Origin of the sequence: Mesorhizobium sp. M0159, assembly GCF_040322295.1 — a bacterium.
Taxonomy (GTDB): Bacteria; Pseudomonadota; Alphaproteobacteria; order Rhizobiales; family Rhizobiaceae; genus Mesorhizobium.
Map to the genome: position 1 here is coordinate 38,149 of NZ_JAMYTF010000018.1, position 15,825 is coordinate 53,973.

Sequence of the window (15,825 nt, forward strand, 5' to 3'; positions counted from 1 at the left end):
CGGGCTTAGTCCGTCATTCAACTCTGGCCGGCAAAGTGGTTCTTCAGGGCGTTGAACCCGCCCTGGAAAACATTGGCGCCCATGCCTTCGGCCAATTTATCGGCTTCCTCGGGAGCGGCGTCGAAGCTGGCGGTCCATTCGGCATAGGTGCGGTCGCCGTCCGTCACCCGCCGCAACTGCAGCGTCGACTTGTGGTTGGTGAGCGGCTGCGGCGTCTCCAGGATGGCGTAGCTGACGAGGAAGTTCTCGTCGGAGAAATCGAGCAGCTTTTCGCGGAGGCGGGCGCCGCTGGCGAGCTGGAAATTGCGCACGCAGCCGATCGTGCCGGCATCCTTGCCGTCCTCGATATGGCTTTCGACCATGCGCGGGTGCCAAGTCGGCAGACCGTTGAAGTCGCGTATGCGCGCCCAGACCTTTTCGACCGGTGCGTCGATGACACTGGAGATGGTGACTTTCGCCATATGATCGTTCCCTTGCAAATCAGCTGCTTGGGAGGGTAGGGCGGCAGGCTCGGCAGCGCTTATCAATGCGTCTTGAACGCCTATCAAATAGTCTGAAAAAACGGGCGCTCAGCTGATCGCCCGCGCCGCCTCGCGGTAAAGCGTCGGCGGGACGCCGACATGGTCGCGGAAGAAGCGCGAGAAATTGCCTTGCGTGGTGAAGCCGAGATTGCAGGCGACCGAGATCAGCGGCTCCTGCGACCACTGTAACTGCCGCACCGCTTCCTCCATGCGCAGCGTGTTCCAATAGACGTTGGGCGTCAGATTGGTCTGTTCCTTGAACAGCGCGAAAAAATGCGGCCGCGACAGGCCGACGCTGCGCGCCACGTCGTCGAAGCAGATACGCTCGCAGACATTGGCTTTCATCAGCTGGATCGCCTTGCGGACGCGGAAGTCCTGCATGGTGTTGACGCGGGCGCGCACCGTCTGCGGTGCGGAGGCATCGGCGGCGTCGAGTACGCTGTCGATGAAGCGCTCGATCTCGTAGTTGGCGATGTCGTCGATGCTCTCATTGTCGCTGAGATGATCGAGAAGGTTGGCCGCTGCCTTGTGCAGCCAAGGCTCGAGCGTGATTGCCGGGGTGGAGAACAGCGGCGCGGAGGAAGGCAGCTCGCGGCGCCTTCGAGCCCAGTCCGGATCGATGTAAAAGGCGAGGAACAGGCCGGGCGTGCCGTCGCGGGACAGAGCGTGGCTGTGCGGCTGGAAGGAATTGATGCCGGCGGCGGTGCCCGGTCCAAGCCGTACCGTCTCGCGGCCGATGGTCATCTCGCCGGCGGTGCCTTCCAGCCAGATGATGATATGCGCCTCGACATGGGCATGGGTGACGAAGTCGCTGGCGACGTTCAGGACAGAAACATGTCCGAACCGGCCCCAGTAGAGCCTGATCGCTTCCGTCATGGGTATATCCTCCCGCAGGTGACTGGCCTCCCTTCGCCTGCTGCGAGCGATTGTGCGGCGCAGTTTGGGCTTGCGTCAAGACGGATGTGCACGTCCGGGCGCCGGCCATGCGCCGCACCGCGGATTTTCAGACTCGGCGATAGGAGCGCGTCCCCTTCTCCCCCTGTGGGAGAAGGTGGATCGGCGCGCTAGCGCCGAGACGGTTGAGGGGTGTTGGAAGAAATGAGGCGATGCCAAGCTGGAGCACCCCTCATCCGTCGCCTTCGGCGACACCTTCTCCCACAAGGGGAGAAGGGGGGCTGCGCTTGAACGTCAGTCGTTGCGCCTGAAATTGCGGATGCGGTCGAACAGGACCGCCAGTAGGATGGCGCCGCCGATGAACACGCCTTGCCAGAAGGCATTGATGCCGAGCAGACCGAGGCTGTTGCGGATGACTTCGATCAGCGCCGCGCCAACGACCGCGCCGAAAGCCGTGCCCATGCCGCCGGCCAGGTTGGCGCCACCGATGACGGTGGCGGCGATCACCTGAAGCTCCATGCCGTTGCCGAGATTGGTGGTGACCGCGCCCAGCCAGCCGGTCTGGATGATGCCGGCAAGGCCAGCCGCCAATGCCGAGATCATGTAGACGACGACCTTGATCTGGCGCACCGGAACGCCGGTCAGCGTTGCCGCATGCTCGTTGCCGCCGATGGCGAAGATGTGCCGGCCGAATTTGGTCCAGCGCAGCACAAAGCCGGTGATCAACGCCAGCACGATCATGTAGAGCACCGGATTGGCGATGCCGAACACCCATGCGCCGCCGCCCAGCGCCAGCAGCTTGTCGTGGTCCGGTCCGAACTGGAAGACGACGGTGTTGTTGGAGGCGACCATGGCAAGGCTGCGTGCAATCGACAGCATGCCGAGCGTCACCACGAAGGGCGGAAAGCCGAGATAGGCGATCAGAACCCCGTTGAAGGCGCCGATGATCAGCGCTGTCGCGATCGCAGCGCCAATGCCGATCTCGATGCCGTAGCCGGCATGCATGGTCACGGCCAGCACCATCGAGCACAGGCAAAGCACCGAGCCGACCGACAGGTCGATACCGCCGGTGATGATGACGAAGGTCATGCCGAGCGCGACGATGGCGACGAAGGTGACGTTGCGGGTGATGTTGTAGAGGTTCTTGGTCGTGGCAAAGGAATCCGTGGCCACCGACAGGAACAGGCAGGCGAGGATGACCGCGATCACCACCCAGAAGGTCTGGCTGGCAAACACCTTGCTCAGCAAGGTGTGCTGCTTGTGCGCGATCGTCTGATCAAGGGTGACTGCCATTATCGACCTTTTTTACTCATGGTTGAGGCGTCAATCATACCTGTTCGATGGCGCCGGTGATGAGCCCGGTGACTTCTTCCGGCGAACTCGATGCGATCGTCTTGTCGGCGACCTTGCGGCCGCGCCGCATGACGATGACGCGGTCGGCGACGTCAAAGACGTCGGGCATGCGGTGGCTGATCAGCACGACGGCGATGCCCTGGTCGCGCAAATGGCGGATCAGGTTCAGCACCTCGGCGACCTGGCGCACCGAGATCGCCGCCGTCGGCTCGTCCATCAGCACGATCTTGGCCTGCGAAAGCATGGTGCGGGCGATCGCCACCGCCTGCCGCTGGCCGCCCGACATTTGCTTGACCAGGTCGCGCGGGCGGGTTTCGGATTTCAGCTCGGCGAAGATCTGGCCGGCACGCTTGTACATCGCGGCATAGTCGAGGATGCGAAGCGGCCCGAGGCCGCGGCGCAATTCACGGCCGAGATAGACGTTGGCGGCGGCCGTCAGATTGTTGCACAGTGCCAGGTCCTGATGGACGATTTCGATGCCGTGCTGGCGCGCCTCGACCGGCTTGTGCAGGATCAGCTCCTTGCCGTCCATCTGCATCGTGCCATGGCTCGGCGGGAAATTGCCGGCGATCATCTTGACCAGCGTCGACTTGCCGGCGCCGTTGTCGCCCATCAGGCCGACAACCTGTCCGGCCTCGATCGACAACGAAACGTCGTTGACCGCCTGGATGGCGCCAAAATGCTTCGAGATGTTGGTGAGTTCGAGAACCGCCACCAGCCTTCTTGCCTCCCCGTGCTTTGCGGCCTGCGGTTCTGCCGCGGCCATTCGCTCTCCCCAGTTCCTCCCGGAAGCAGCGATTTTGCCCATTTACGCATAAGCCTCCTTGGCGTCAACCACGGCTTCTTTCGAAAAATCAGTTTTGTAGGACAAATAGCATTGACGTCGGTGACAAGGCGATATTAGCTAAGTGTCGGAGGAGCTTGCGCCGAGCCACCGGGTTGCCGGAAGGAATCGGTGAGGGTTTGTCGGTCAGGGATTTGGCAACCGGCGATATCTGTCGGTGCCGGTCTGAGACTGAATATGAAAATGCTTATCGACCTGGCTTGGCGACACGAGTGCGACGTCCTCTGTCATCTTGCTCCGGGTCGATCTGTGTGTGGCGGGCACGCCGTGTCCGTTTGTTTCAAAGGGAGGACTGACATGAGGAAATCACTATTGCTCGCTGCCGCCGCCGTCATGGCGTTGGGTGCCGGGCCGGCTATGGCCAAGAAACAGCTCGTCATCGTGGTGAAGGGTCTGGACAATCCATTCTTCGAGGCCATCCACCAGGGTTGCGAGAAGTGGAACAAGGAAAACGCCAGCTCGGAATATGAGTGCTTCTACACCGGACCGGCATCGACCTCGGATGAGGCCGGTGAAGCCCAGATCGTCCAGGACATGCTGAGCAAGCCCGACACGGTGGCAATGGCGATTTCGCCATCGAACGCGCCGCTGATCGCGCAGACGATTAAAAGCGCCAATCCGTCGATCCCGATCATGACCCTCGACGCCGACCTCAGCAAGGAAGATGCGGCGCTGCGCAAGACCTATCTCGGCACCGACAACTACCTGATGGGTCACAAGATCGGCGAATACATCAAGAAGGCCAAGCCGAATGGCGGCAAGATCTGCACCATCGAAGGCAATCCGGCCGCCGACAACATCCTGCGCCGCGCGCAGGGCATGCGTGACGCGCTGTCGGGCAAGGACGGCCTCGCGGCGCTGGCAGGGGAAGGCGGCTGGACGGAAGTTGCCGGCTGCCCGGTGTTCACCAATGACGACGGCGCCAAGGGCGTGCAGGCGATGACCGACATCCTCGCCGCCAATCCCGATCTCGACGCCTTCGGCATCATGGGCGGCTGGCCGCTGTTCGGCGCTCCGCAGCCCTACCGCGACCTGTTCAAGCCGATGGCCGACAAGATCGCCAGCAACGCCTTCGTCATCGGCGCCGCCGACACGATTGGCGACGAGGTGGCGATTGCCCGTGACGGGCTGGTGACCGCGCTGGTTGGCCAGCGGCCGTTCGAGATGGGCTACAAGGCGCCCTCGGTGATGATCGACCTGGTCGACGGCAAGCCGGTCGCCGATCCGGTGTTCACCGGCCTCGACGAATGCACCAAGGACACCGTCGACACCTGCATCCAGAAGTAGGTCGGCAATTGCGGGGCGCCCGTCGACGGGGGCCCCGTTCGCACTGTCCATACAAAACGCACGAGGCGACGCTGCTTTGGAGCGTAGGCCGCTGCTTTGCCGTGCCCTGAGTTCAGGCTTTCGACAAGCAGTTGCCGGGGAATACCAATGCCGGACGCGACATCAAAAAAGCGACCCGCCAAATTCAAGGCAGAGCCTGGGCGGCCGGCCGTCGTTCGGCGTGCCGATGCCGCACACTTTCCCGGCTCGAGCGTGCACGCCTCGCTCGCCAACGAAATCGGGCTGAGGATCGTGCGCGGCGACTATCCGCCGGGAACCATCCTGCCCAACGAAGCCAAATGGTCCGAGACCTTCGACGTCAGCCGCTCGGCGGTGCGCGAAGCCATAAAAATGCTGATGGCGAAGAGCCTATTGGCGTCACGCCCGAAAATCGGCAGCTGGGTCGAGCCGAAGGAGCGCTGGAACCTGCTCGATCGCGACGTGCTGGCCTGGTATGCGACCTCGCCGGACCGCGAGGTGTTCCTCAGGACCGTGCAGGAATTCCGCCACATCATCGAGCCGGAGGCCAGCGCCTTTGCCGCGATGCGACGCACCGACGAGCAGATGGCCGAGATCAGCCAGGCCTGCCGCGAGATGGGCGAGGCGACCAACCTGCAGGAGCGCACGCGCGCCGACACGCGGTTTCATCTCGCCATCCTGCGGGCCTCGGGCAACGATCTGCTGGTGCCGCTCGGCGTGCTGATCGAATCGGCGCTCGACCATTTGTTCCAGTTCGTCACCCGCGAGACCAGCGATCAGCGGCGGGCGCAGGCACTGCACGAGGCGATCGAGAAGAACATCCGCCTGCAGCGACCGGCTGCAGCCCGTGCCGCGGTGCACAGGCTTCTTGCCAACACCGACGACGTTATCGGCCGGTCGCGGCGGTGATTTATACCGCAAAGTCCGGCGCCGCCCCTCATCCGGCTGCCGCCACCTTCTCCCCGTATAGTGACGGGGAGAAGGGGCTGGCCGCGATCTTGGCACACTCTTTTGCAATGGAAATAGTTGGCGAAATCATCAGCGAAAGCGTCCTTCTCCCCGTCACTATATGGGGAGAAGTGCCCGGCAGGGCGATGAGGGGCGGCGCTGGCGTTGATTGAAAAATAGCGCGCCGTGCGCATTGCCCATGCGCTTAGATCGTCTGCATTTTTCGCATCCTTGGCCGGCATGACGTCGACACCGTTGAGCTTTGTGCGACCGGGGGGCATATTTTGTTCTTGCTTTGTGCCGGCAGCTATGCTACTAATTTCGGTATGGTGCTAATTGGCTCCAACGACCCGCCCACCGAGGCGGGTTTTTTGTTTCTGGCTTTCTCTTCGATCGGACGTTGCGTGTTGCAATGCACCGACTTTTCGACAACACCGACGACGTCATCTGCCCGGTTGCGCTATTGATTTGTCATATAGGTTGGTGCTGCCCCTCATCCGGCTGCCGCCACCTTCTCCCCGTATAGTGACGGGGAGAAGGGGCTGTTCTTGCAACGCAGGCAGTTGGCTTGCAACGCAGGCAGTTGGCGAAATCATTGGCGAAGGCGTCCTTCTCCCCGTCACTATACGGGGAGAAGTACCCGGCAGGGTGATGAGGGGCAGCGCCGGCCTCGATTGAAGGCAGTGTACCGGGCGTATCGCACAAGCCTCAGATCGTCTGCTTCTTGCCATCCCTGGTCGGCATGAGGTCGACGCCGTTGACCTTGCCGATATGCGTCGCCAGCATCGGCACGTACTGATCGGCGGGGCCGGTGGCAAAGGCGCCGGCGAAGGCGTTCTTGGTGGCGTTGCCGAGCGGGTTGGCGATGCCGGCAGCACCCGCCATCGACTCGAGATAGGTGAGGTCCTTGAAGGCATTGGCGATGGTGAATTTGTGCGCGTCGCGGTCGCCTTCCAGCGTCCAGCGCATGAAGGTCTGGTAGAAGCCGCAATCCATGCGGCCGTTGCGGATGACGCTGTCGAAGCGCGGCGGGGAGATGCCGACCTTCTGCGCCAGCGCCAGCGCCTCGGAATAGATCGCGGCGTAGCCGAGCGAGATGAAATTGTTGAGCAGCTTCATGCGATGGCCGTCGCCGGTATCGCCGATATGGACGATGCGCCCGGCCCAGGTTTCGAGCACCGGCTTCAGCCGGGCAAAGACCGCATCGGGCGCGCCGACCATGGCGTCTAGCGTGCCTTCCCAAGCCTCCTTCGGCGTGCGGCTGAGCGGGGCATCGACATAATCGACGCCGAGCGCCTTGAGTTCGGCGGCCAGCGCCACCGTCGAAACGGGATCAGAGGTCGAGCAGTCGACGACGACCGATCCCTGCTTCAGGCCTTCCTTGAGGCCACCTGGGCCGCGGATGATGGCTTCGACCTCGCGCGAGCCGGTGACGCAGATGAAGACGATATCGGATGCCGCCGCGACGTCGCGCGAGGTTGCCGCTTCCCTGGCGCCGCGGCCGAGCAGGTCTTCCGCCGGCTTGCGGTTCTTGCGGCCGAGAAACGTCAGCGGATAACCCTTGTCGACGATGTTCTTCGCGATCCCGTGCCCCATCAGGCCAAGCCCGATGAAGCCGATCTTTTCGCTCGCGGCAGTCGTGTTCATGTCGTTTCGTCCTATTTGCAGTGATGGATGACGGCGCTGCACATTGCCGGTGAATTGTTGAAGCGGGTTTTTGCCGCATGCCATGGCAGGCGATTGCAGAGTTCGGTATTGTCTGACAATACACATGAATCTTAGGGAGAGCAAAATGACGAAGCGGATCATGTTCACCGGCGGCAGCGGCAAGGCCGGGCGCCACGTCGTGCAGTATCTGGTCGAGCAGGGCTGCCAGGTGCTCAACATCGACACCAAGCCGCTCGACAATCCCAAGGTGCGCACGCTGATCACCGACATCACCGACAGCGGGCAGGTGTTCAATGCGCTGTCGAGCTATATGGGCCTGCATGAATTCGACCCGTCGCTGCGCACGCAGCCGGTGGATGCCGTGGTGCATTTCGCGGCGATCCCGCGCATCATGATCACGCCCGACAATGAGGTGTTCCGCATCAACGCGCTCGGCACCTACAACGTCATCGAGGCTGCGGTGAAGCTCGGCATCCGCAAGGTGGTGATCGCCTCCAGCGAAACGACCTACGGCCTGGTCTTCGCCAACGAACCGCGCGATCCCACCCATTTCCCGCTTGACGAGGCGTACGACGTCGATCCGATGGACAGCTATGCTCTGTCCAAGGTCGTCAACGAGAAGACGGCGCGCGCCTTTGCGCTGCGCAGCGGCTTCGACATTTATGCCTTGCGCATCGGCAACGTCATCGAGCCGCACGAATATTCGCTGTTTCCGAAATGGTTCGCCGATCCGGGTTTCCGCAAGCGCATCGCCTGGAGCTATATCGACGCGCGCGACCTCGGCCAGATCACGCTGCGCGCCATCGAGAAGGACGGGCTCGGCTACCAAGTGTTCAACGCCGCCAACGACGACACCTCGTCCGACCTGCCGACGGCCGAACTGCTGAAGCGGTTTTACCCCGATGTGCCGGTCAAGGGCGACCTTGGCGAATACGAGACGCTGCTCTCCAACCGCAAGGCACGGGATATGCTCGGCTTTCGGCCGGAGCACAGCTGGCGGAAATACGTCAAGACGAGCTGACGGGCGCAGCTGACGCGATGGCGGCACTGGGCCAGCCCCGACGCGAGTTGAGAAGGGCTCTGTCGTCTCGACCGACGAACTCATGTCCTATGGGTTATAGAGGGTGACGGGTACAAGCTCGGCACCGTGAGGCACTGCAAAAACATTTGGTCGACGTTCTACAACGCCACCGGCGAATTCCTTTCGACCAATTATGTTGAGATTTTTTGGAGCCTGTTCAAGAACTCGGTTCGCTCGACCACATTCACGCGCCGGCCAAATACATGGATCGCTACCTTGCCGAATTCACTTTCCGGTCGAACTATCGCCTGATGCAGAACGCGATGTTGATCTGATCCTGTCTTGTGTTTGATGACTTGGGGGGCGTGAATAAGAACGGCTTTATCCACAGGGCCAACGCCTTTGGCTTCCGTTGCTTGATGAAATCTTCCAATCGATTTGCTCGCAGGGCCTGACTCAAGCTCGAATCTGACATAGGCTATCTCCTGGCTGGTAATAACACATTTCCCCATTCGAGAGGAACGGTGCGGCCAGCGGGGGAAATTGTTGACTTTAAACGCAACTAACTCTATTTTGTATCGGGCGGTCGAAACCGGTCGGCTCGTCGCGCGGCCTGCGCTTAACCAGAAGGTGGAGGCCAAGCGGTTTCTGTATGTGACGCCAAATGTTTATAGAGGATTAGCTGGGAAGGATCCCGACTTAAGCCATTTGCCGATGGCGAAAATGGAAGAACTGATCGCGATTTTTTGTTTCGGTTGGTTCGTGACGGCAAGCCTCAAAGGAGACCCAGACGAGCGGGGGCCAGACATCGAACGGCTGCATTCTGTTGACGAGGTCTGGGTAATTTGTGCGCGAAAGCCCAGGCATGTCCAAGTGCGTCTATTCGGTAGGTTCCTCGACGCCGGTGTATTCATAGGTTTAGGACTGCATTGCCGACACTGGCTAGGAATCAAAAAGAACTATAGCGAAACCGCCGCTGGAATCCCCGATCTTTGGGGCAACACCATGGGTAATGCGCAACCTTTTCGTGCAGCAACAGCGTTAGAGTACGTGAAGGGAATGTGTCGAGATGTGGATGAAAAAATCTAATAAGGTTTCCGACCAAGCGTTCGTTCAAGAGTTCGAACGTGGGATGCTTCGTTCGGCTTTTGTGAGTGCCTTTTGGGCGGTCATCCAAGCCAGGAAAGCGGAAACGGGGCTCACCCTCAGTCAGCTTGCTGATCGCCTCGGAATTAACAAGTCTGCGGTCTCTCGCTGGTTTTCAGGAACAAAGCCGAACTGGGAAATAGACACTATCTCGGACCTCGCGATTGCCCTTGAGGTAGACGTAGAGGTTGTGGTCGTAGACAGAAAAATGAACCGTCGGTTTGGGCCCGCGGGCGAGATACAGCCGCTCACGCTCGGAGCGGGGACCACACCAAGTTCCGGGCAGCATCCCATCCTGCCGGGAACCGATACCGTCAGTGCGGTCTCAATACGCCTTGAGGCAGCATGATTTTGAACCCCCATGCTAGCGTCGTGTTTTGCGATGACCTTCGACAGGAGGCCAACGGAAAGCAACTGCACATAGGGGTCTATAATGATGTCGTTTTATTCGACGGACCTTTGCCGTGGGCGTTGCCCACTGGGCTATGGTGTCTGATTAAATACCTTGAGCCGTATCCAGAAACTTTGCCTACCCTCGCGATAAAAGTTCGTCTTGAATCCAAGGCCGGTGGGGTAGTTGATTTGATAGAAGCTCCAGTGCCGAAGACCGACATCATCCCCCAGAGAGGACCCCTCGAATTTGAGAAGGATGCAGTCAAATTATTGGCTCTTAGCATGAACATTCAACTGTCAACCTTGGTCTTCCAGGAGCCTGCAAAACTCGTGGTCGTAGTCGTTCGCGACGGGGAGGAAATCTCAGCTGGCCGATTGCGCATCTCGCAGTTGAGCAGGGATGGAACCGGCAACCCCATCCCCGCTGCTCTTTAGGCCCAAAGGGGTTAAGGCTCCCCGATGATCCCCGCTTCACTTGTTTGAAGGGGACAATACTTTTAATCAATAAGTCCTGAGCCTAGCACTCACTCGTTTCCCGCCGCGCGGCAATTGAGCTACTTGTCGTTCCAGAATTCGGCCTGGAGTTGTGCCGCTTCATCGGCAAGCAGCGGGCCGACGACTTCAGTCGGACGCTGCCCAGCTTCGAAGACGATCCTGCAGGGCAGGTCGAGTGTGGGGTTCTCGACATGTGCGCCCGTCAACCCCTTGAGGTCATGTTCGCTCTGCCCAAAGACGACCCGTCCGATGCCCGCCCAATAGATTGTCCCGGAGCACATCGCGCAAGGTTCGGCCGAAGTGTAGAGGGTGCAGGAAGCCAGCTTTTCGAGACTGACATTCATCCCCGCCCACGACGCCAGCAGCCTTTCGGCATGAGCGGTGCGGTCGCCCCCGCCGGCTTTGTAAGCGTTGGGCTGCTCGCGCAACACATTGCCGTCCTTGTCGGCGAGAAGCGAACCAAAGGGATGTTCGCCGGCATCGCGGGCCCTGCGCGCGACTTCGAACGCCTGACGGAGCAGCCGCTCATCATAGGGGCGTTGTGGCATCGGCAGATCCTCCGGCTATGCCGCTTGACCATAGTGCCGGACAATCCGCCGACACAAGTCGGCGGCCTAAAACGCGCGCGTTCGACCGGCCTCATGCGACGCGCTTTCGGTTCTTGTTTTGATGCATGTCGTTATCGCAAAACCGCTGCACACTTGTGCGCGACATGCATTAGGACTCCTTGCCATTGGGCCGTTGAGCCAGCCAGATGCTGCCGATGACGAAAACGACGCCGGCGATTTGAGGCAAGGTCAGTGTCTGATCCAGGAATACCCATCCAAGCAGCACGGCGGTCACCGGGCTGAGGAAAAGCAGCGATGACACCACTGCGGATTCGAGTCGCGCAATGCCCCGGAACCAGAGGACATAAGTCAGCGCCGCACCGATCAGGCCGAGCCACACCAGTCCAAGCAGATTGGCCGCGGTCGGGAGCGGGATGGGTGGTTCGAAAAGCAGGACCACCGGAACGAGAAGGAGACCACCGGCAGTCAGTTGCCATGCCGTAAAGGCGAGCAGCGATGCTGGCGGCTGCCACTTGCGGCTCAACACGCTTCCGAAGGCCATTGAGGCCGCCCCGGCGAGGCCGGCGGCAACGCCGGGCGCATCGAGCGTCGCGTTCGGGGTCAGCACCAGCAACGCGACACCGGCGATCCCGACAAGGGCGGCGACGATCGCCAACCGGCGGACAGGGCTGGCAAGCAGGGCAGCAGCGAGGAAAATCACAATCAACGGCTGGACCGACAGCACGGTCGCCGCGACCCCGCCCGGAAGCCGGTAGGCGGCGACAAACAACATGCTCAGGAAGATCGAGATGTTGAGGGCTCCGAGGATGAAACTGCGCAGCCACCATATGCCCGTTGGCAGTTGCCGAACGATCGCCAGCAGCAGCAATCCGGCGGGCAGGGCTCGCAGCATTGCTACCGTCATCGGCGAGAAGTTCGGCAGGAACTGCGTGGTGACGATATAGGTGCTGCCCCATATCGCGGGTGCGATGGCTGTAAGCAGCAGATCGGAACGGTGCGTTTTCATAAGATTTCCAGAACTTCGGCAAGAGGGCGGCGCGGCTTTTGCGGCCAGTTTCCGGGCGCGGCGCGGCCGACCGCGATGAGCATCACCGGCACTTCATTGCGCCCAAGGCCAAACTCGCGGGCCACGCCTTCGGCGTCGAAGCCGGCCATCGGACCGGAGCCGAGGCCCAGCGCTTCGGCCGCGAAAATCAGCGTTGCGGCGCCAAGCGTTGCCGAGCGCACCGCTTCGTCGCGGGCCGCTAGAGGATCGGCATATTGTGCGCGGGCGCCTTCCTGCCAGCCCGAAGCCATATCCACCGGCATGAAGCCGGCTTCCACGAAAGGACGCAGCCTTGCATTGAGGGCAGCGTGGTCGGGGAGTACGCCGCAGATGATGAAGGTGACCGCTGCTTCCTGCACCTTGACCTGGCCGTGGGCCAGGCTGCGCAACCGCGCCTTTGCTTCCGGCGTCCGCACGGCGATGAAACGCCAATTCTGAAGGTTGTAGGCGCTTGGCGCGCGCGTTGCGAGGCGTGCCAGTTCCTCGACCTCGGCATCCGTCAATGCATGCGAGGCATCGAACCGATTGGCCGACATGCGTCGCTCGATAAGGGAGATTGCGGGGTTGGTCATCATGTCATTCCGAAATTGAGCAAGCCGTTCGGATAGCAGATAGAGAATTTACCAATGAGCGATAATATGCGATAATTGAAAGACATTATTTACTAGAAGAGAATGGTGAGATGGATCGCCTGACTGCGCTGCAGGTTTTCCGCCAGGTGGCGGAACTGAACAGTTTTGCCGAAGCCGGACGGCGGCTCGGTCTCTCGCCTCCCGCGATCAGCAAGAATATCGCCGAGCTGGAGGCGGATCTGGGGGTGCGGCTCATCAACCGGACAACGCGGCGCATGGCGCTGACTGAAGAGGGCAGGATCTACCTGGAGCATGTCACGCAGGGGCTCGATGCGCTGGCCAGGGCCGACCAGGTGCTCGGCCCGATCAAGACGGCGCCGAGCGGCACGTTGCGGGTCAGCGCGCCGATGACTGTCACGTTGACGCGGCTTTCGGCTGCCATGCCCGCGTTTCTATCGCGCTATCCCGATTTGAAGCTCGATCTGCACCTTGACGACAGGCGCGTCGATATCGTGCGGGAGGGATTTGACCTTGCCATTCGCGGCAGCGACAATCTCGAGGATTCCAGCCTGGTCGCCCGAAAGCTTGCGATCATGCCGCATGTGATTTGCGCAGCTCCGTCCTATTTCGAGAAGCATGGCCGGCCCAAAACGCCCGCCGATTTGAAGGCGGCCAATTGCATCCGGTTCAGCCTCTCGGGGCATGCGGACATATGGGAGTTCCGCAAGGACGGCCGAGCCGAGCGGATCGCCATCGACGGACGATATTCGGTCTCGTCAAGCCTTGCCGTGCGCGATGCGCTGCGCGCCGGCTTCGGCGTCAGCCTGATCCCTTATCTCTATGTCGAAAGCGACCTGAAAGCAGGCCGGCTGCAATCGGCTCTGGATGACTGGGACAAGGTCGAAACCACGCTCTACGCGGTCTATCCGGCACGCCAGCATCTCGCCCCGAAAATCCGCGTCTTCCTTGATTTCCTGATCGAGGAATTCAGTCGGGACAAGGAGAAGCCGTTCGTGCCTCCCCGGCGTGAAGGCTCGGCAAAGCGCGGTGTCGGCGAGGCGACGGATGCGGAAAATCAAGCTGAGATATTGCCGGCGATTTCATCTCCTTGACACGCCTCCAAATCCGGACTTTGTGGAGCCATGCAGGACGCGAAGCCGAATAAGGGAAAGACAGCGGCCGAGGCGTTCGCCGAACGCACGAGCGGTATCCGCCGGGCCGATGCGGCGCGCATGCCGGGCTCGAGCGTGCATGCGTCGCTCGCCAACGAAATCGGGCTGAGGATCGTGCGCGGCGATTATCCGCCGGGAACCATCCTGCCCAACGAAGCCAAATGGTCCGAGACCTTCGACGTCAGCCGCTCGGCGGTGCGCGAAGCCATAAAAATGCTGATGGCGAAGAGCTTGCTGTCGTCACGTCCCAAAATCGGCAGCTGGGTCGAGCCGAAGGAACGCTGGAACCTGCTCGATCGCGACGTGCTGGCCTGGTATGCGACCTCGCCGGACCGCGAGGTGTTCCTCCGGACGGTGCAGGAGTTCCGCCACATCATCGAGCCGGAGGCCAGCGCTTTTGCCGCCATGCGGCGCACCGACGAGCAGATGGCCGAGATCAGCCAGGCCTGCCGCGAGATGGGCGAGGCGACCAACCTGCAGGAGCGCACGCGCGCCGACACGCGTTTTCATCTCGCCATCCTGCGGGCCTCGGGCAACGACCTGCTGGTGCCGCTCGGCGTGCTGATCGAATCAGCATTCGATCATCTATTTGCTTATACCACGCGGGAACTCGACGATTTGCAGCATGCGCAGAGGCTGCATGAGGCAATCGAGAAGAGCATCCGTCTGCAGCGGCCGGACGCGGCGCGCAATGCGGTGCGCAAGCTGCTGGCCAATACCGACAGCGTCATCAAGTCCAGATAGCGCCGTTCGGCTACAGGTGGAGTGCTCAGTCGAAGGGTGCGGTCGCGAGATGCCGCCGGGTCAGCCCGATCAGCAGCGCCTGGTCGCGGGCGGCGTGTTCGGCTGGGTTGACGACCGCATCGCCATTGACGATCGCTGCCCAGAAGCCACGCATCTCTTCGACGAAGGCTTCGGCGTAACCGGCACGCAAATCTTTCTTCGACAGCGTGTGACCGTCCGAGGTCGTCACCGTCAGCCGGGTCGGATGATGGTTGAGCCAGGGCGAGGGGAATTCGAGCTCGAGGCTGGCATCGTCGAAGAACAGCGTGATCCGCTCCTTGTAGTCGGCGAGCTTGGGCACGGTGAGGTGGGTCATGGTCCACAGCGCCTGCCCATCCAGCAGCTTGACGGCGCCCTGGCCGCCGTCGCCATTGGCAAAGATCTGCGCGCCGACGACCTCGCCGTCCGGCACGCCGAGCGCGTCGAGCAGGCCGTGGACGGCATTGACGTCGTGAATCAAGGCCGAGCTGTAAGCACCGGTAAATCCACGGAAAGCGAGGTCGGTCCCGGGAACACCGATGGCGTCTTCGACCTGGCGCTTCTGCTTGGCCGCGACAGCGGCGATCATGTCTTTTGGGATATCGGTACCGCGCCTGTAGGGCTGATGGGCGATGAACGGCCAGGCGTCGGGATCCTTCACTTCCACCGAGACCGCGCGCAGCGTGCTTGATGTTCCAGGCAGCGAAGCGAGCGCCAGCCGGTAGCTCGGATCGAAGCGCTTCATATAGCCGACTTGCATGATTTTCCTGGCGGCATCGCGCGCGGCGACGATCTCGGCGATTTCCGCCAGCGAATAGCAGAGCGGCTTTTCGCAAAAGACATGCAGGCCCCGCGCCAGCGTCGCCAGCACCTGTTCGTGATGTAGCGGGTCCGGCGAGCCGATCACCACCGCGTCGAGGCGTTGGTCGAAGAGCTGGTCGATCGTTTCGAAATTGGCAATGCCATGGGTGTCGGTGACGAACTGCCGCGAAATCCTGGAGGGATCGGCGACGCCGACCAGCTCGAACAATTCACCGAGGCGCAGCAGATTGGGGATATGCTCGACCTGCGAGATCATGCCGGCGCCGACGACCCCGACGCGTATCCTGCTCATTGG

18 protein-coding genes are annotated in these 15,825 nt (G+C 61.4%); 9 read left to right on the plus strand and 9 right to left on the minus strand.

What is annotated here, in order from left to right:
- Nucleotides 1-17: 17 nt before the first annotated feature.
- From NKJ32_RS18510 to NKJ32_RS18525, 4 genes are all read right to left on the minus strand, one after another.
- On the minus strand, nucleotides 18-461 hold the full coding sequence (locus NKJ32_RS18510; RefSeq protein WP_023675802.1) for an SRPBCC family protein: 444 nt from the start codon (nucleotides 459-461) through the stop codon (nucleotides 18-20).
- Nucleotides 462-569: 108 nt separating this feature from the next.
- Entirely contained in the window at nucleotides 570-1,397 is an 828-nt protein-coding gene (locus NKJ32_RS18515; RefSeq protein WP_352828409.1) for an AraC family transcriptional regulator, read from the minus strand.
- 312 nt (nucleotides 1,398-1,709) lie between these two features.
- Nucleotides 1,710-2,708, minus strand: a complete 999-nt coding sequence (locus NKJ32_RS18520; RefSeq protein WP_254820532.1) for an ABC transporter permease — start codon at nucleotides 2,706-2,708, stop codon at nucleotides 1,710-1,712.
- A 34-nt stretch (nucleotides 2,709-2,742) separates the two neighbouring features.
- Nucleotides 2,743-3,483, minus strand: a complete 741-nt coding sequence (locus NKJ32_RS18525; protein WP_023675804.1) for an ATP-binding cassette domain-containing protein — start codon at nucleotides 3,481-3,483, stop codon at nucleotides 2,743-2,745.
- A 426-nt stretch (nucleotides 3,484-3,909) separates the two neighbouring features.
- On the opposite strand from NKJ32_RS18525, the gene NKJ32_RS18530 reads away from it, so the two are divergent.
- Entirely contained in the window at nucleotides 3,910-4,899 is a 990-nt protein-coding gene (locus tag NKJ32_RS18530) for a sugar-binding protein (protein WP_023675805.1), read from the plus strand.
- A gap of 147 nt (nucleotides 4,900-5,046) precedes the next feature.
- Nucleotides 5,047-5,826 carry a FadR/GntR family transcriptional regulator gene (locus NKJ32_RS18535; RefSeq protein ID WP_023675806.1) on the plus strand — a complete coding sequence of 260 codons (780 nt, stop codon included), beginning with the start codon at nucleotides 5,047-5,049 and terminating at the stop codon, nucleotides 5,824-5,826.
- Between the two features lie 747 nt (nucleotides 5,827-6,573).
- Here NKJ32_RS18535 and NKJ32_RS18540 read toward each other — a convergent pair.
- Nucleotides 6,574-7,512, minus strand: a complete 939-nt coding sequence (locus NKJ32_RS18540; protein WP_352828411.1) for an NAD(P)-dependent oxidoreductase — start codon at nucleotides 7,510-7,512, stop codon at nucleotides 6,574-6,576.
- 145 nt (nucleotides 7,513-7,657) lie between these two features.
- Here NKJ32_RS18540 and NKJ32_RS18545 point away from each other — a divergent pair, with 145 nt between their 5' ends.
- The 5 genes from NKJ32_RS18545 (at nucleotide 7,658) to NKJ32_RS18565 (ending at nucleotide 10,528) form a co-directional block, all read left to right on the plus strand.
- Nucleotides 7,658-8,554 carry an NAD-dependent epimerase/dehydratase family protein gene (locus tag NKJ32_RS18545; RefSeq protein ID WP_352828414.1) on the plus strand — a complete coding sequence of 299 codons (897 nt, stop codon included), beginning with the start codon at nucleotides 7,658-7,660 and terminating at the stop codon, nucleotides 8,552-8,554.
- A gap of 206 nt (nucleotides 8,555-8,760) precedes the next feature.
- The gene (locus tag NKJ32_RS18550) at nucleotides 8,761-8,889 is read left to right on the plus strand and encodes a hypothetical protein (protein ID WP_352757265.1); all 129 of its coding nucleotides are present in this window, start codon (nucleotides 8,761-8,763) and stop codon (nucleotides 8,887-8,889) included.
- A gap of 211 nt (nucleotides 8,890-9,100) precedes the next feature.
- On the plus strand, nucleotides 9,101-9,643 hold the full coding sequence (locus tag NKJ32_RS18555; RefSeq protein ID WP_352757264.1) for a hypothetical protein: 543 nt from the start codon (nucleotides 9,101-9,103) through the stop codon (nucleotides 9,641-9,643).
- Nucleotides 9,630-10,049, plus strand: a complete 420-nt coding sequence (locus NKJ32_RS18560; RefSeq protein WP_352595398.1) for a helix-turn-helix domain-containing protein — start codon at nucleotides 9,630-9,632, stop codon at nucleotides 10,047-10,049. The genes NKJ32_RS18555 and NKJ32_RS18560 overlap by 14 nt, the downstream gene beginning before the upstream one ends.
- Nucleotides 10,046-10,528, plus strand: a complete 483-nt coding sequence (locus NKJ32_RS18565; RefSeq protein WP_352757262.1) for a hypothetical protein — start codon at nucleotides 10,046-10,048, stop codon at nucleotides 10,526-10,528. The genes NKJ32_RS18560 and NKJ32_RS18565 overlap by 4 nt, the downstream gene beginning before the upstream one ends.
- A gap of 119 nt (nucleotides 10,529-10,647) precedes the next feature.
- Here NKJ32_RS18565 and NKJ32_RS18570 read toward each other — a convergent pair whose 3' ends face one another.
- From NKJ32_RS18570 to NKJ32_RS18580, 3 genes are all read right to left on the minus strand, one after another.
- On the minus strand, nucleotides 10,648-11,136 hold the full coding sequence (locus tag NKJ32_RS18570; protein WP_352757260.1) for a nucleoside deaminase: 489 nt from the start codon (nucleotides 11,134-11,136) through the stop codon (nucleotides 10,648-10,650).
- A 169-nt stretch (nucleotides 11,137-11,305) separates the two neighbouring features.
- A complete protein-coding gene (locus tag NKJ32_RS18575) occupies nucleotides 11,306-12,163 on the minus strand; it encodes an EamA family transporter (protein ID WP_352757258.1) in 858 nt (285 codons plus the stop codon).
- Complete coding sequence (locus NKJ32_RS18580) at nucleotides 12,160-12,774, minus strand: nitroreductase family protein (RefSeq protein ID WP_352595392.1); 615 nt, start codon at nucleotides 12,772-12,774, stop codon at nucleotides 12,160-12,162. The genes NKJ32_RS18575 and NKJ32_RS18580 overlap by 4 nt, the downstream gene beginning before the upstream one ends.
- Before the next feature lie 110 nt (nucleotides 12,775-12,884).
- Here NKJ32_RS18580 and NKJ32_RS18585 point away from each other — a divergent pair, with 110 nt between their 5' ends.
- Both NKJ32_RS18585 and NKJ32_RS18590 read left to right on the plus strand, forming a co-directional pair.
- Nucleotides 12,885-13,886: a LysR family transcriptional regulator gene (locus NKJ32_RS18585; protein WP_023675813.1), complete on the plus strand. Its 1,002-nt coding sequence runs from the start codon at nucleotides 12,885-12,887 to the stop codon at nucleotides 13,884-13,886.
- A gap of 30 nt (nucleotides 13,887-13,916) precedes the next feature.
- Nucleotides 13,917-14,690: a FadR/GntR family transcriptional regulator gene (locus NKJ32_RS18590; RefSeq protein WP_352453268.1), complete on the plus strand. Its 774-nt coding sequence runs from the start codon at nucleotides 13,917-13,919 to the stop codon at nucleotides 14,688-14,690.
- Nucleotides 14,691-14,715: 25 nt separating this feature from the next.
- Here the strand turns inward: NKJ32_RS18590 and NKJ32_RS18595 are convergent, their stop codons facing one another.
- Entirely contained in the window at nucleotides 14,716-15,822 is a 1,107-nt protein-coding gene (locus NKJ32_RS18595) for a Gfo/Idh/MocA family protein (RefSeq protein ID WP_352726074.1), read from the minus strand.
- Nucleotides 15,823-15,825: the final 3 nt, after the last annotated feature.